General features: G+C 66.1%; 10 protein-coding genes and 1 tRNA gene. 9 read left to right on the top strand and 2 right to left on the bottom strand.

The window, feature by feature from the left end; genetic code table 11:
* Positions 1 to 3 precede the first annotated feature (3 nt).
* The 4 genes from ACP7AX_RS17080 to ACP7AX_RS17095 are packed head-to-tail and all read left to right on the top strand — an operon-like array spanning position 4 to position 4193.
* Entirely contained in the window at positions 4 to 888 is an 885-nt protein-coding gene (locus tag ACP7AX_RS17080; protein ID WP_426228108.1) for an ABC transporter ATP-binding protein, read from the top strand.
* Positions 888 to 1817 carry an ABC transporter permease gene (locus tag ACP7AX_RS17085; protein ID WP_426228110.1) on the top strand — a complete coding sequence of 310 codons (930 nt, stop codon included), beginning with the start codon at positions 888 to 890 and terminating at the stop codon, positions 1815 to 1817. Before ACP7AX_RS17080 ends, ACP7AX_RS17085 begins: the two co-directional genes overlap by 1 nt.
* A 28-nt stretch (positions 1818 to 1845) precedes the next feature.
* The gene (locus tag ACP7AX_RS17090) at positions 1846 to 2814 is read left to right on the top strand and encodes a TauD/TfdA family dioxygenase (protein WP_131684976.1); all 969 of its coding nucleotides are present in this window, start codon (positions 1846 to 1848) and stop codon (positions 2812 to 2814) included.
* Positions 2811 to 4193: an LLM class flavin-dependent oxidoreductase gene (locus tag ACP7AX_RS17095; RefSeq protein WP_426228113.1), complete on the top strand. Its 1383-nt coding sequence runs from the start codon at positions 2811 to 2813 to the stop codon at positions 4191 to 4193. The genes ACP7AX_RS17090 and ACP7AX_RS17095 overlap by 4 nt, the downstream gene beginning before the upstream one ends.
* A gap of 92 nt (positions 4194 to 4285) precedes the next feature.
* Here the strand turns inward: ACP7AX_RS17095 and ACP7AX_RS17100 are convergent, their stop codons facing one another.
* The gene (locus ACP7AX_RS17100; RefSeq protein WP_426228115.1) at positions 4286 to 8854 is read right to left on the bottom strand and encodes an ExeM/NucH family extracellular endonuclease; all 4569 of its coding nucleotides are present in this window, start codon (positions 8852 to 8854) and stop codon (positions 4286 to 4288) included.
* Between the two features lie 308 nt (positions 8855 to 9162).
* Positions 9163 to 9250: transfer RNA gene (locus ACP7AX_RS17105), tRNA-Ser, on the bottom strand.
* 108 nt (positions 9251 to 9358) lie between these two features.
* Here ACP7AX_RS17105 and ACP7AX_RS17110 point away from each other — a divergent pair.
* From ACP7AX_RS17110 to ACP7AX_RS17130, 5 genes are all read left to right on the top strand, one after another.
* Complete coding sequence (locus tag ACP7AX_RS17110; RefSeq protein ID WP_426228117.1) at positions 9359 to 10342, top strand: NAD(P)H-quinone oxidoreductase; 984 nt, start codon at positions 9359 to 9361, stop codon at positions 10340 to 10342.
* A gap of 130 nt (positions 10343 to 10472) precedes the next feature.
* Positions 10473 to 11084, top strand: a complete 612-nt coding sequence (locus tag ACP7AX_RS17115) for a helix-turn-helix transcriptional regulator (protein WP_131684980.1) — start codon at positions 10473 to 10475, stop codon at positions 11082 to 11084.
* Positions 11081 to 11818 carry an ABC transporter ATP-binding protein gene (locus ACP7AX_RS17120; protein ID WP_426228119.1) on the top strand — a complete coding sequence of 246 codons (738 nt, stop codon included), beginning with the start codon at positions 11081 to 11083 and terminating at the stop codon, positions 11816 to 11818. Before ACP7AX_RS17115 ends, ACP7AX_RS17120 begins: the two co-directional genes overlap by 4 nt.
* 1 nt (position 11819) lies before the next feature.
* Positions 11820 to 14681, top strand: a complete 2862-nt coding sequence (locus ACP7AX_RS17125) for a hypothetical protein (RefSeq protein WP_426228121.1) — start codon at positions 11820 to 11822, stop codon at positions 14679 to 14681.
* A gap of 120 nt (positions 14682 to 14801) precedes the next feature.
* Positions 14802 to 15086, top strand: a complete 285-nt coding sequence (locus tag ACP7AX_RS17130) for a DUF1540 domain-containing protein (RefSeq protein ID WP_426228123.1) — start codon at positions 14802 to 14804, stop codon at positions 15084 to 15086.
* Positions 15087 to 15419 lie beyond the last annotated feature (333 nt).

The raw sequence follows: 15419 nt of genomic DNA on the forward strand, positions 1-15419 counted from the left end.
GACATGACACCCAAAATCAGTCTCCGAAACGTCACCAAGGAGTTCGCAGTCAGGCCGGGCAAGGGCTCAGGCATCCGCCGCCAAGGCGAACCCTCAGTCCTCACTGCCATCGATGACCTCAGCCTGGACGTCGCCGCCGGTGAGTTCCTCACTCTGGTGGGCCCCAGCGGCTCCGGCAAGACCACCCTCCTGGACCTGCTGGCCGGGCTTTCCCGTCCCACATCCGGGAAGGTCCTGGTGGACGGCAAGGAAGTCACCGGACCGGGCCAGGACCGGGCCGTGGTTTTCCAGCAATACGCGCTGTTCCCGTGGCGCACAGCCTCGGCCAACGTCTCGATCGGTCTGGAGAACACCGGCTTGTCGAGGAAGGAAAGGGCGGCGAAGGCCAGCGAGTTCCTGGACCTTGTGGGCCTGGCCGGCTTCGAGGACCGGTACCCGCATGAACTGTCCGGCGGTATGAAGCAGCGCGTGGCTATCGCCAGAAGCCTCGCCTATGAGCCGGACGTACTCCTGATGGACGAGCCCTTCGCGGCGCTGGACGCCCAGACGCGCGAACAGCTCCAGGACGAGCTTCTGCGGATCTGGAAGGCGACCGGCAAGACCATCGTCTTCATCACCCACGGGATCGACGAAGCGGTCTACCTTGGCCAGCGCGTGGCGGTGCTGAGCGCCCGGCCGGGAAAACTGAAGGAAATCGTGGACATCAACATCCCCGACCGTGGCGGCGAGGCGGACATCCGCTCCCACCCCGCCTTCGTCGAACACCGCCACCAGGTCTGGTCCCTGCTGCACGACGAAGTCCGCCTCGCCCAGGACTCCGGCCACCGGAAGATCCTCCCGGACGGCACCGCCCCCGATGAACAGCCCCTCGAAAGGAGTGCCGCCTGATGAGCACTGTGTTGACCCGACCATCAGAGGCGGCTGCCGCCGTCGACCCTTCCCTGCAGTCCGGAGACGGACAGTCCGTAGGCGGGCAGGCCGGAGGACCCGGCACCGAAAGCGGACAACGCCCGACGCCGGCGGCCGGGCTGCGTGCCGCTGCCCACCTCGCCGGGCGGGCCGGCTGGAAATCCTTGGCCGTCATCCTGTTCCTGGCGCTGTGGGAGTTTGGTCCGCAGTACCTTGCCACGCCCGCCACCCGGGTTTTTCTCCCGCCGCTGCACGAAGTGCTGGCAGCCGGCGCCAAGCTCGTGGAGGACGGGCAGCTGCAGAGCCATCTGCAGGCCAGCCTGACCCGCTCGGTATCCGGCTTCGGGATCGCCGTGGTCTCCGCCGTGGTGCTGGGGCTGCTGATCGCCTGGTACGGCTGGCTGAATTCGTTCCTGAACCCGCTGCTGGAGCTCTTCCGCAACACTGCCACCCTGGCCCTGCTGCCGGTGTTCACCCTGCTCCTGGGGATCGGCGAGGAATCCAAGATCACCATCGTCGCCTATGCCGCGTTCTTCCCGGTCCTGCTCAACACCATCGCCGGTGTCCGGACCGTGGACCCGCTGCTGATCCGGGCCGCAAAATCCTTAGGGCTCAACAGCTTCAGGCTTTTCCAAAAGGTGATCCTGCCGTCAGCGGTTCCCACCATCTTCACGGGGATCCGGATGGCCGGCACATCGTCCATTTTGGTACTTATCGCCGCCGAAATGGTCGGCGCCAAGGCCGGGCTGGGCTACCTGATCGTCAATTCGCAGATGAGCTTCCTTATCCCGGACATGTACGCGGGCATCCTGACCGTCTCCGTGCTGGGGTTGGCCGTCAACGCCCTGCTCGTGGCGCTCGAACGGCACTTCTCCCGCTGGCGCACCGCCGTCGGCTCCACCTCCTAAATCCCTCCTGAACTGCAAAGGAAATCCCATGACCGTCATTACCGAAACCAAGCTCCAGTTCACCAAGCTCAGCGCCCGCATCGGCGCGGAAGTCCGCGGCCTGGACCTCAGCGGTGACCTGACCGCGGAAACCGTGGCCCAGATCCGTGCCGCCCTGAACACCCACAAAGCCCTCGTTTTCCGCCAAGCTAACGTCCGGACGGACGAGGACCAGGTCCGTTTCGCCAGCCACTTCGGCCCGCTCACCAAGGCGCACCCCACCGTGGCATCGGTGGACGGCAAACCCGCGGTCCTGCCCGTGGACAGCGAGAACGGGAGCGCGAACAACTGGCACACCGACGTCACGTTCGTGGTGAACCCGCCGCAGGCCTCTACCCTGCGCAGCATCACCCTGCCGGGCTACGGCGGCGAAACCCTGATTGCTTCCTCGGCCGGCGCTTACCTGGACCTGCCCGAGGAACTGCGGAACTTCGCCGACACCCTCTGGGCCATCCACACCAACGACTACGACTACTCCGTCCCCAAGAACCTGGAACACGCCAACGCGGACGAACGCCGCAAGGAATTCACCAGGATCCACTTCGAATCCGCCCACCCTGTAGTCCGCGTCCACCCGCTGACGGGGGAGCGGGGCCTGTTCATCGGCGGGTTCGCCCAGCGGCTGCGCATCGTGGGGCTGTCCAACACCGAGTCCAAGGACATCCTGCGCCTCCTGCAGGCCTACATCACCCGCCCCGAGAACGTGGTCCGCGTGAACTGGGAGCCGGACCAGCTGGTGCTTTTCGACAACCGCATCACCCAGCACTACGCACCGGACAACTACGATGGCCAGCCCCGCCAGCTTAACCGCGTGACCATCGCCGGCGACATTCCACGCGGCGTCGACGGCCGCAACAGCACCTCCATCAAGGGTGACTCGTCCGCCTACTCCGAGACCGTCGTCGTACCGGAACCTTCCCAGGCCCCCGCTTTTGCAGCAGCCGGAGTGAACCAGTGAGCGCGCCGGAGAACGGCGCACGGCAGCTGCACCTGAACGCGTTCCTGATGAGCACGGGCCACCACGAGGCGTCGTGGCGGCTGCCGGAGAGCAGCAGTTTTGCCGGCACGGACGTGGCGCATTTCCAACGGCTGGCGCAGACCGCCGAGCGCGGCAAGCTGGACTCGATCTTCTTCGCAGACTCGCCGGTGCTGCACGGGAACGTGGCCCAGAGGCCCTACACGAGCCTCGAACCCACCGTGCTGCTCGCCGCCATCGCGGCCGTCACCGGGCGGATCGGGCTCATTGCCACAGCCTCCACCACGTACAACGAGCCGTACAACCTGGCCCGCCGCTTTGCCTCGGTGGACCACATCAGCGGCGGCCGGGCCGGCTGGAACGTGGTGACCACCGCGGGTGACGCGGCCGCCAGGAATTTCTCCCTGGCCGGCCAGCCCGCCCACTCCCAGCGGTACCAGCGGGCGGCGGAGTTCCTCGATGTTGCCCGGAAACTCTGGGATAGCTGGGAGGACACCGCACTGGTGGGGGATAGGGCTGCGGGAGTGTGGGCGGACACTGACCGGGTGCACCCGATCAACCATGAAGGGCAGCATTTCCAGGTGGAGGGCGCCCTGGACGTCCCCCGATCGGTGCAGGGGCACCCCGTGATTGTCCAGGCGGGCTCCTCGGTGGACGGCAAAGACTTCGCGGCCGTGTACGCGGAGGCCGTCTTCACCGCGCACCAGACCTTAGTGGATGCGCAGGACTTCTATGCCGACCTGAAACGGCGGACGACGGCGGCCGGCCGGGACCCGCAGTCCATCAAGATCCTGCCGGGCATCGTTCCGGTCATCGGCGCCACCGAGGCAGAGGCACTTCGGCTGGAGCGGGAACTGGACGAGCTGATCCTGCCCGAGCACGCGGTCCGCCAACTGGCGGGCCAGCTGAGGGTCCCCCCTGAATCCCTGAAACTGGACGGCCAGCTGCCGGCCGATCTTCCGTCAGAGGATGAGATCGAGGGCTCCAAGAGCCGCTACACCCTGATCGTGAACCTTGCCCGAAAGGAGCAGCTGACCGTCCGGCAGCTCATCGGCCGGCTCGGCGGCGGCCGCGGGCACCGCACCTTCGCCGGGACCCCTGAGCAGGTGGCGGACGCACTCGCGCACTGGTTCCAGTCCGGCGCCGCGGACGGGTTCAACATCATGCCGCCGGTCCTGCCGTCCGGCCTGGACATCTTCGTGGACCAGGTGGTGCCCATCCTGCAGGACCGCGGCCTGTTCCGGCGGGAGTACACCGGGCGGACCCTCCGCGAGCACTACGGGCTCTCCCGGCCGGCCAACTCCTTCGTCGCAGCCAAGGCCCCGGCCCAGACCGCGGATCGGGTACCGCAGCCAGCTTGATCCGCCTCACTTAAAGCAACGCGGGGTCACTCGCGCCAATTCCGAAGGGAATCGGCGCGAGTGACCCCGCATTGGTCTTGGTGCGTGGGGGACTATCCCTTCAGGCACTTACGGTAGGCGGACATCGCGGTGCCATAGTTCGTCTGGCCCACCAGGTCCGCAGGGCGCTGCGGCTTGACCGGGGCGGTGCAGACGGGCGGGACGGGGACGCTGGCAGCGACCTTCACGTCCGTCTTGACCACGGTGCCGGACCCGACGGCGGTGAGCACCAGGGTGCCCGTGCCGGCTGCCGCGCCTGCCGGAACCTGCACATTCACAGTGGCCGCGCCGGCGGTCACGGGGGTGCTGCCGAGCTGGGTCACCGTGCCTGCGGCATCGGTGAACACCGCGGACAGTGCGGTGTTGACCGGGCTGCCCAGCGAGGTCAGATCCAGCTTGGACACCGTCAAACTGATGGCGTCACCGCTCTTGACCTCGGCCGCAGTGTTGTTCACCACGGCAACGGAGCGCCGGGCAAAGTCCGGCGATACCGGGCTGTTCGCCTGCAGGTACTTGATCCAGGCGTCCCGGTCCACCAGGCCGGAATCCTTGGTGTCAGCACCCTCCGTGAAGATCCGGAAGTTGTCGCCGCCCGTGGCCAGGAAGCTGAACGTGCCGATCCGGTATGCCTTGGCCGGATCGATGAGCGCACCGTCCACCCGGATGGAGGTGATGCGGTCACCGGCGGCGCGGGTTGCGTCGTAGGTGTAGTTGACGTTCTCAGACAGGCCCAGCTGCAGGTAGGCGCGGCTGGCCACCGAACCGTCAGCGTTGGTCTGCCACTGCTGCTCCAGGAGCGTCTTGAACTGTGCACCGGTGAGGGACGTGGTCCACAGGTTGTTCACGAACGGCAGGACCGCGTTGGCTTCGGCGTAGGTGACTGTGCCGTCCGGTGCGTAGTACAGCTCGTTGCGGAGGCCGCCGGCGTTGACCACGCCGATTTCCGCGCCGCCCAGTTCCGCCGGCTGGAGCGAAGCGAGCAGGGAGTCGGCCACGAGGTTGCCCAGCGTGGATTCGCTGGCACGGTCGTCACGCTTGGCCGCCCCGCCGGCGGGGTCAGCCGAGAACGCGGTGGTGATGTCCTCCGTTCCCGCGCCGATCGGCTGGTCGCCGATCACGGCGGCCTCGGCCAGTGCCTTCTTCACGATCGCATCAACCACAGCCACCCGTGGGTAAGCAGCCACCAGATCCGCGGCTGCTGCCGCGGTGCGCTTGACGTTGCCCGCCGTGTAGGCGGTGACGTCCTTGGTGGCGGTGTCCACAGTCAGACGGATCTGGCCGATGTTCTCGCCGTAGTTTCCGGTCTGGACGATCGGGCGGGTCTTGCCCTCCGTGCCCGGGACAGGAGCGTCCCAGACGTATTCCTTGTGCGTGTGGCCGGTGAAGATGGCGTCCACGTCAGCGGAGGTTTCGGTGACCAGTTTGGCGAACGGGCCGCCGGCTGCCACTTCCTCCGCCAGGGTGGCGCCATCCGGCGTACCGGATCCGGCGCCGTCGTGGTTTTCCACGATGATCACATCGGCGAGGTTTTCCGCCGTGATTTTCGCAGCTACGCGGTTGATGGCGTCCACGGGGTCACCGAATTCAAGGTCGGCAATGCCTGCCGGAGTGACAAGCGAGGGAACTTCCTCGGTGACGGTGCCGATGACGGCAACCTTGATCCCGTCCATCTCCAGGACGGTGTATTCCGGCAGCACCGGTTCGGTGGTGCCCTTCCTGTACACATTGGCGCCGAGGTACGGGAACGTGGCGTTCGTGCCGCCGGCGATGACGCGGTCCCGCAGGTCCGCCCAACCGCCGTCGAACTCGTGGTTGCCCACCGCTGACGCCTGAAGTTCAAGGGCGTTCAGGACGTCGATGGTGGGCTGGTCCTTGGCAACTGCCGAAGCAAATAACGAGGCTCCGATGTTGTCACCTGCGGACAGCAAGGCAGTGGCCCCCGGGGCGGCAGCGGCGCGCAGTTGCTCGATGGTTCCTGCAAAGAGGACGGTGTTGGCGTCGATCCGGCCGTGGAAATCGTTGATGCCCAGGAAGTTCAGCTCAACGCTAGCGGGGGTTGCAGGTCCCGCCGGGAGGTCCAGCCCCACCACAACCGGATCGTGGTCGCTGGCGCGGAACTGATCCGGGACGTAGTAGTTGGTGATGTTGTTGTTGTAACGGCTGTACTCCAGGGCCACAGACTCGACTGAGTTGATGTTCCAGATGTCCGCACCAGTGACCACGGCGTTGGCTGCCGGGGAAGCGAGGATGTGATCCAGCGAGCCCACCATGCCACCGAAGAGGTATGAATGCTTGGCGGAGCCGTCCGCGTTCTTTGCCTTCTCGTCCTGGTTGACGTAACCGGCCTCAGCCAGCACGTTCATCGGATCTTCCTTGGCGTAGGAGTTGAAATCGCCGATCAGGAAGACCTTGTCGGTTTCCTTCTCCGCCTGCAGGCTCGCGGCAAAGTCCCGCAGCGACGCGGCCTGGGCGGTGCGGGCGATGTTGGATGCGCCCTGGCCCTTGTCGGTGTCCGTCGGGTCTGCCGGAGGAGGCGATCCCTTGGACTTGAAGTGGTTGGCGATGGCGATGAACTTCTTGTCGAGTCCAGCGCCCACAGGCTTGAAGACCTGCGCCAGGGGCTTGCGCGCGCTGGCGAAAGCCGCAGTGTCGTTGAGGATGATGGATTCACCCACGGGTTCGGCCACGGCCTTTTTGAAGATGAAGGCGGTGCGGATCATGTCCTCGTCAGTCAGCGGGGGAGCGTTGGCAGGAGTGCGGACGTAGTCCCAGATCCCTGGGGTGGCGATGTTGAGCGCGTCCACCAGTTTGACCAGGGCGTCGTCGCGGTCCTTGCCGAACTTGGCGGAGTTTTCGATTTCCATCAGGGACACAACATCGGCGTCGGTTTTGGTGATGGCGGCGACGATCTTGGCCTGCTGGCGTTCGAAGTTCTCCGCGTTCGCAGCGCCACGGGCGTCACAACCGCCGCGGACCGTGATGGGGTTACCGGCGCGGTCCGTGTAGTAGGTGCAGCCGGTGAGGGCGTCGCCTGTGGTGGGGAAGTAGTTCAGCACGTTGAAGGACGCGATCTTCAGGTTGCCGCCCACTGCGGCGGGCGCCTCGGTGCGGGTGGCGCCGAAGTCCGCCGGCTGGACAGTTGCCCTGTTGGCATCCGTGAGGTGGGTCAGCGGCTGGAACTTCCAGGCATCGTTGGTGTAGCTGAGGACCACGTTGGTCTTGAACGTTACCGGCGAACCGACGCGGACGGGGTCAGCGACAGTCAGGTACGGAAGCGCCTGGCCCTTGTTCGAGCTGTTCAGGAAGTTCATGGTGGCGCCGTCGTCCAGCTTGATCCCGCGGGCGGCGTTGTCCGCCACGGCTGCCTGGAATTCAGCCGTGCCGTAACGCGCGACGGCGGTGGGCTGAACCAGGGTGGTGGTTCCGCCGGAGAGCCCGATTTCGCCGTACTGGTTCAGGGTGTAGTTATCGGTCACGGTGACCGGCCCCTGGGGTGCCAGGAGCATGCCTTCAAGGGACTCGCGGAAGGTCTCGGCGGCCGGCAGGGTGAAGTTGGTGGCCTTCACTTCAGGGGCTGGATCGGTGAGCTTCTTCAGGCCCGCAGCGGCGGCGACCGTTACCTGGGTCATGCCGTGGTACTCGCTGACGGCACCTGTGACTTCAACGTAGTCGCCGATCTGGACGGAACCGGCCGTGGCGGCCGAGTAGACAAAGATCGCGTCCGACGCCGTGTGGCCGGCCGGGGTGAGGTCCCCGCCGGTTCCCGGGGTCTGGATGTAGTAACCCGCGAATCCGCCGGTGGGGAACGCCGCGGTGACTTTGCCGCGGGTGGTGACCGATGTATCAACCAGTGGACTCGCGGTGCCGGTGCCCTGGATTTCGCTAATCGTCTTCGCAACGGGAGCGGGAGTCGGGTCCGGGGTGGGATCCGGGTCCGGTGTCGGGTCGGGGTCAGGGACGACACTTCCGCCGGCCGCCGTCGGGGTGATGCTGGCGCTCAGCGTGACGTCATTGAGGTTGTTGTTGGTGTCTACGAAGTTGCTGCGGTTCAAGCTCTTGACGTCGGAGTTTGAAGTAGTGCCCTTCGCGGCCAGCGTCTCAAAGGTGACGGAGGTGCCATAGCCCAGAAGGTCGGCCACTCCGGCCGGTTCAATAACCGAACCGGTGGCGAGGGTGACGGCTGTTGCCTGCTTCGCCAGCACGATGGTGCCGTTCTGACCCTGGAAATTCAGGTTCGTAGCCACCACGTCCGCAGCGGGAAGGTCCGCCCCGTTCGTGCCGTTGCTGCTGCCCTGGACGAGGTAGTACCCCTTCGCGGGAATGGAGCCCGTCAGCGGCGCCACGGTAGGCGCCGTTGTACCGCTGGCAGAACGGTACTGGAGCGACCAGCCCGCCAGGGAGACCGGGGAATCGGAGCTGTTGTACAGCTCAACGAACTTGTTCTTGTACGCCGCGCCACTGCTGCCGCCGCTGAGGTAGGCCTCGTTGATGATGACGGGCGAGGTGCCCGCGGCAGCAGGTGCTGCATCGACGGCGAACGCGGGGCCGGTTGCCAGCGGGGCTGCAACGAGCCCTGCTGCCAGCACGGTGCCGAGCGCCGCCCTCAAGGTGGAGTGATTCATCCGCTCTAACTTTCACTGTGGGCCCCGGGTCACGGGGCGCTTTTCTAAGCCGGAGCGATTTTCACCGGCAAATCAGCCGGTCATTTCATCCGGCCAGACATGTCCATTGGAGAGCCAAGCAGTACTGGGTGAACGCGAGGTTACCGCAGGGTAGGTTTATGAGGTCGGAGCATAACGCATGAACCGGCCGGGTCTTGTCAACAACGTTGGGAGGACCCTGGCCGGTTCCGGGTGGGCTGTGGGGGGAGAGAGTTAAAACTAAAGAACCCCGGCTGGCCAGCATTGCTGGCGAACCGGGGTTCCTTTCGCGGAAGGTAAGAGATTCGAACTCTTGGTACGGGGTTACCGCACACTAGTTTTCAAGACTAGCTCCTTCGGCCGCTCGGACAACCTTCCCTAACGAGTAGTGTTTCATAGGCAGTTGGCTGCAACAAAACGCCGGTCCGGCGTGCGTGCGGTGCACACTGGTTTGGTGCACTCATCAGCTAGAAACGGGAGTTCGGGATGAAAGCCGTCTACATAACAGAGCCTGGCGGTCCGGAGGTGCTGGAGGTCCGTGAGGTGGACGCGCCGGTCCCCGGGCAGGGCGAGGTACTGATCGACGTTGTCGCGGCAGGTTTGAACAGGGCCGACGTCCAGCAGCGCCGGGGCTTCTATCCGCCGCCGCCCGGTGCCTCCGAGGTTCCGGGGCTTGAAGTGTCGGGCCGGATCGCCGGGTTTGGCCCCGGGGTCACCAAGGCGTTCTCCATCGGAGACAAAGTGGTGGCGCTGCTCGCCGGGGGAGGCTACGCCGAAAAGGTTGCCGTGCCGGCGGAGCAGGTGCTGCGGATTCCCGACGGCGTTGACGTGGTCACTGCCGCGGCCCTGCCGGAAGTGGCGGCCACCGTGTATTCGAACCTGATCATGACCGCGCAGCTGCAGGCGGGCGAAACCGTCCTGATCCACGGCGCCACCGGCGGAATCGGCACCATGGCCATCCAGCTCGCCAAGGCCTTCGGTGCCAGGGTTGCCACCACGGCGGGAACGGACGAGAAAGTCGGTACGGCCAAGGCTTTCCTGGGGGCTGACATAGCCATCCACTACAAAGAGGAAGACTTCCCCGAAAGTTTGCGGCGGCAGAACGGTGGCAAGGGCGCCGACGTCATCCTGGACGTGGTGGGGGCCAAGTACCTGGCGCAGAATGTTGATGCGCTCGCCGATTACGGCCGGCTCGTGGTCATCGGACTGCAGGGCGGGGCCAAGGGCGAACTGGACCTGGGCCTGCTCCTGAAGAAGCGTGCTGCCGTTGTGGCAACGGCTCTGAGGCCCCGGCCCGTGGAGGAGAAGGGCGCCATCATGAACGCCGTCCGGGAGTCCGTGTGGCCGCTGATCTCCGACGGCCGGATCCGGCCCCTGGTGGCGAAGACTTTTCCGTTGGCCCAAGTTCAGGGTGCCCATAAGTACTTCGATTCCGGTGACCACGTGGGGAAGATCCTGCTCGTCATGTAGGTGCACCAAAGCGGGGTAAATACTGAGTATTGTGCCGCGGGCAGGCTTGCGTTAGCCTGAGTCCATACGCGGTATGCACGGGTCTTGGGGTCCGTGCATACCGCACGCTGACGCCGTCGCAAGGAGCATCATGTCCATCCGCCACAGCCTCCTCGCTCTGCTGCAGGACCAGCCGCGTTACGGCTACCAGCTCAGGGTCGAGTTTGAGAACCGCACCGGGTCAACCTGGCCCCTGAACATCGGCCAGGTCTACACCACCCTGGACCGGCTGGAGCGCGACGGTCTGGTCAGCAACGATGGCAGTGATGGTGAAGGCCATGTCATCTACAGCATCACCGCCGCGGGAAAAAAAGACGTACAGGGCTGGTTTACCGCGCCCGTGGAGCGCAACAACCCGCCGCGGAATGAGCTCGCCATCAAGCTGGCGCTCGCTGTGACGCTGCCCGGGGTGGACGTGCAGGCCATCATCCAGGCCCAGCGCGTGGCCTCCATCCGGGCGCTGCAGGACTACACCAAGGCCCGCCGGGACACCGCGGCCAGTGCCAAGTCGGCTGATACGGCCTGGCTTTTGGTGCTGGACTCGTTGATCTTCCAGACTGAAGCAGAGGTCCGATGGCTGGATCTTTGCGAAGCGCGGATGATCCAGCAGGCGCAGACAGCGGGCAAGGCTGCAGCACGTAAACCGTCCAACGGGGTCACTGTGGAAGAGGCTGCCCCGCTCATCGCGGATAACCGCCGGTGAGCGTCCAGGGACCGCAGCAGGTCCTGGAGCTCGCCAACGTCTCCAGGAATTTCGGTGACGGGGCGACGGCGGTCGCAGCACTGCGCGGCGTGGACCTCACCATCGCCGCCGGCGAGTTCGTCGCGGTGATGGGGCCATCCGGCTCCGGTAAGTCCTCCCTCCTGGCACTGGCCGGGGGACTGGACAGCCCGACGTCGGGAACTGTCTTTGTGGAATCAACGCCCCTTTCGGGGCTGGGACTGAACGAGCTCGCCCGGCTGCGACGCCGCGCCGTCGGGTATGTTTTCCAGGACTTCAACCTGGTGCCCACACTCACCGCCGCCGAAAACGTGGCCCTGCCCCTGGAACTGGACGGCACTGCCACCCGGAAGGCGCATCGCCAGGCGCTGGACGCGCTGCGGCAGGTAGGGATTCCCGAACTCGCGGAACGGTTCATGGACCAGATGTCCGGTGGCCAGCAGCAGCGGGTTGCCATTGCCCGCGCCATCGTCGGCGAGCGCAGGCTGATCCTCGCCGATGAACCCACCGGCGCGCTCGATTCCACCACCGGCCAAGGTGTTATGGAGGTGCTGAGGGCCAGGGCTGACGCCGGCGCGGCCGTGATGCTGGTGACGCATGAGGCCCGGCACGCGGCGTGGGCGGACAGGGTGGTGTTCCTCCGGGACGGCCGGATCGTAGACCAGGCGGCTGCCATGCACGATCCCGCCATCCTCCTGGCCCAGGCCGGCTACTGAGGTGGCACTCCGCCTCGATCCCGTACCCGGCGGCCGCCGGCAGTCCTACCGGGTGGCCCTCCGGATGGCGCGGCGCGATATCAGCCGCCACAAGGGCCGCTCACTGCTCATCATCCTGCTGATCATGCTGCCGGTCGGCGGAATGACGGGCGCGGCCACCCTGATCCAGAGCACGCAGGAGACGGCAGCGGAACAGGTCCGGTACGAACTGGGCAGCACCCAGGCACGGTTCCGCCCGATCCCCGCACCCAATAGCCAAATGGTCCAGGAGCCGCTGAACGATACCTCCTTCGGGGGCGGCTGGCAGGCGGACCCCGGCTACGTCCCGGTGGATCCGCGGGACGTCATCCCTCCCGGTTACGGGGTGCTGACCGAAGCTCCCGTGGCCGTCACGGGCGAATCCGGTGAGGCAGAGGTCCGCCTGATCGGCAAAGCAGTGGACGCCCTCAATCCCGCGTTCGCCGGGAAGTACACGCTGCTGCAGGGCCGCGCCCCTGCAGCGCCCCAGGAAGTCCTGGTTTCGCCGGGACTCCTGAAGCGCCTTGGCCTGCAACTGGGGGAGGGGATGACGACGTCGGCGGGTACCTTTACAGCGGTGGGCACCTTGCGCGATGCCACTCTCTCGGACAACAACGCCATCCTCTTCCTCAAGCCAGGCCAGGCAGAAGCCGGTACCGGAGAACGCGAGACCCTCTACTACCTCGTGGGCGATGCGCCCGTTACCTGGCAGCAGATTCTCGAACTGAACAAGCAAGGCGTCTCGGTGCTCTCGCGCAGCGTACTGCTGGACCCGCCCCCGGTCCGTGATGCGGCCGCTCCCCGGGGCTGGGAAGACTGGGCGCTGTACCTCACCCTGGGTCTGGTTGGCGCACTCGCCCTGCTTGAGGTGGGCCTTCTCGCGGGGGCCGCCTTCGCCGTGGGGGCCAAGCGGCAGGTCCGCGAACTTGCTCTCCTGGCAGCCTCCGGCGCCGAAGCTCCGACCGTCCGGGCCGTGGTGACAGCCGGTGGGCTGTGGCTTGGCGCGGCCGGGGTGCTGAGCGGCGCGGCCCTGGGTCTGGCCGGCGGGGCCGGGGTTGTGTTGTGGACCAGGTTGCAGGGGTCGGTGCGTTTCCCCGGCTTCCACCCGGACATTCAGGTGACGGTGGTTGCAATGTCCATGGGGCTGGGAGCGTGCGCGCTTGCCGCTTTGGTGCCCGCCCGGCAGGTGGCGCGGCAAGCGGCACTCGGTGCGCTCAAATCGGGACGCGCTCCCTCGGTCCCCGGGAAGGGGCCGGCCCGTGTTGGTACGGCGCTGCTGGTCCTGGCCGTGCTGCTGCTCGCGGCCGGCGGCTGGCTTGGCCTGGTTGGCGATGACCTTGATGTGCTGACGGAACGGGTTCCCGTTGTGGCAGGCCTGCTGATTGGCGGCACCGTCCTGCTGGTGGTGGCCCTTGTGCTCCTAACCGGCGGGTTTGTTTCGCTTCTCACCGGCCACACCGGCAGGCTGAGCCTGCCCCTGCGGTTGGCGGCCAGGGATTCGGCCAGGAACCGGACCCGCACCGTCCCGGCTGTGGCGGCCGTTCTCGCCGCGGCGACATTGGCCAGCGCGGTCATGGTGCTGGCAGCGAGCCAGTTCGAGGATGCCAAGAGAACCCACTACTGGTCCGCGCACCAGTTTCAGGCGACCCTTCCCCTGACCCTGGACGGTGTCCCCGTGGCGGCCGGGCCCTCTGTCCAGGGCGGTAATTCCCCGGGCGCAGCCAACCCGGACCCTGCCTTCCATGACCCTGATGCCGTGGCTGAAGTGGTGCGGCAGTCCCTCGAAGCGGTCGAATGGACGCAGCCGCTGTACTCGGTAGTGACCCGGTGGTGTGATCTGCAGGCCACAGAGGATGGTGGATGGGTGGCGGGCGGGGACCCTGCCGGGTGCCTGCAGTACGGGCTCGCCGTCCCGGCAGGCCATGAGTGCCCGGCAACACCGAAAGGGCGGATCGCGGACGCATCAGACTGGCGCTGCCGCGGCTCAATGTTTCCTGCCGGAATTTCCGGCCAACTCCCACAGCTGATTGTGGGCGGGGCGGACGAGCTCCGTGCTGTCCTTGGCCGGGAACCGGGCCAGGAGGCTCTGGATGTGCTGGAAAACGGGGGCATGGCAGTCAGTAATCCCGTATACGTCCAGGACGGGCACACCACGCTTGAATCCACCGACATGCGCAAGCCCAAGCCCACCACGGGCCAACGGTTCGAAGGCTACGAGGTGGTCACCAGCACGCGGCTGCGGGCCGCCGTCGAAGTTCCCGTGGCTCCGGTGCCGTATTACGGCGTCATCTCACCGGAGTCTGCTGCCAGGCTGGGGTTGACGGTTGAGCCGGCAGCGCTCCTGGTGCAGCTGCGGGGGATTCCTACGGACGCGGAGGGGGACAAGGTCTCAGCGGCCCTCGCCCGGTTCTACGGTGTTCCCGGCATGACCCTATACGTGGAACGCGGGGCGGACACGGACAATTCAGCCTTGCTCTGGCTGCTGGTGGGCTTGAGCGCGCTGATCACCTTGAGCGCGGCGGGCATCACCACAGGCCTGGCGCTCGCGGATGCCAGGACCGACCATATGACGTTGGCGGCCGTAGGTGCAGCACCGCGTCTGCGGAAGTCCCTAGCCGGAGCCCAGGCACTGATGACGGCAGGGCTCGGCACACTGCTCGGGCTCGCCGCCGGTGTTGTCCCAGCGTCCCTGATCGTGTCCGCCACCCGGATGTTTGCCGGGCCAACAATTCCCTGGCTGCAGCTCCTTGCGCTGCTGGTTGCTGTGCCGCTGACCGGTTCAGCCCTGGCTTGGATTTTCACAAGGGCACGGCTTCCGATGTCCCGCCGGGGAGTTGAGGCCTGAAATACGTCACTTACGCGAATTAGGGCACATATTTGGGTCTTTTTGATTGGCTTGAACGGGCTTAGCGTGGGACACAGGACGCTGTCCGGCCCGGGCAGCCGAAGTACGGAGGAACCTCGTATGACATCTCATGTTGCAGACTGCAGTGTTACCCGTTGCTCGTTCAACGACCATGAAGGCTGTACGGCCCACGCCATCACAGTCGGTGGCAGCGAAGACCATGCCAGTTGCGCCACCTTCATCGACACCGGTACGCACGGCGGCCTGCCGAAGGTCCTGGCCGACGTCGGGGCGTGCCAGCGCTCCGAGTGCGTCCATAACGACCATTTGATGTGCAATGCACCTGAAGTCCATGTTGGCCCCGGCGCTGACAACGCCGACTGCCTCACCTACTCACACGCGTAGGCGCCACCCAAGTATTCACAGCGCGTGCCGCCACAGCACGTGCACCTGCTGCCCCCGCGACGGTGCAGCCATTGAGAAGGCCCCTGCCCGGGAACAACCGCGCAGGGGCTTTTCCTGCGTCCGGCGGACTGAGCATTTCATACAGCCGGGCGTACGGCGGGCCGGCGTCATTGTGACCAGTCGACCTGAACCGCGCGCTCGGCTCCCACAGCCCGCCGTTCACCGCATGGACACACGGCGCGATGCCGCAGCCGTTCTCTCGTTGGCGCTGCGTTGGTAGGGTGCCTTTGAGCAAACCGAGCAAACGACTCAAGCAGGAATTCTCGAGGAGGA

This window comes from Pseudarthrobacter sp. DSP2-3-2b1 (genome assembly GCF_049895945.1).
Classification (GTDB): Bacteria; Actinomycetota; Actinomycetes; order Actinomycetales; family Micrococcaceae; genus Arthrobacter.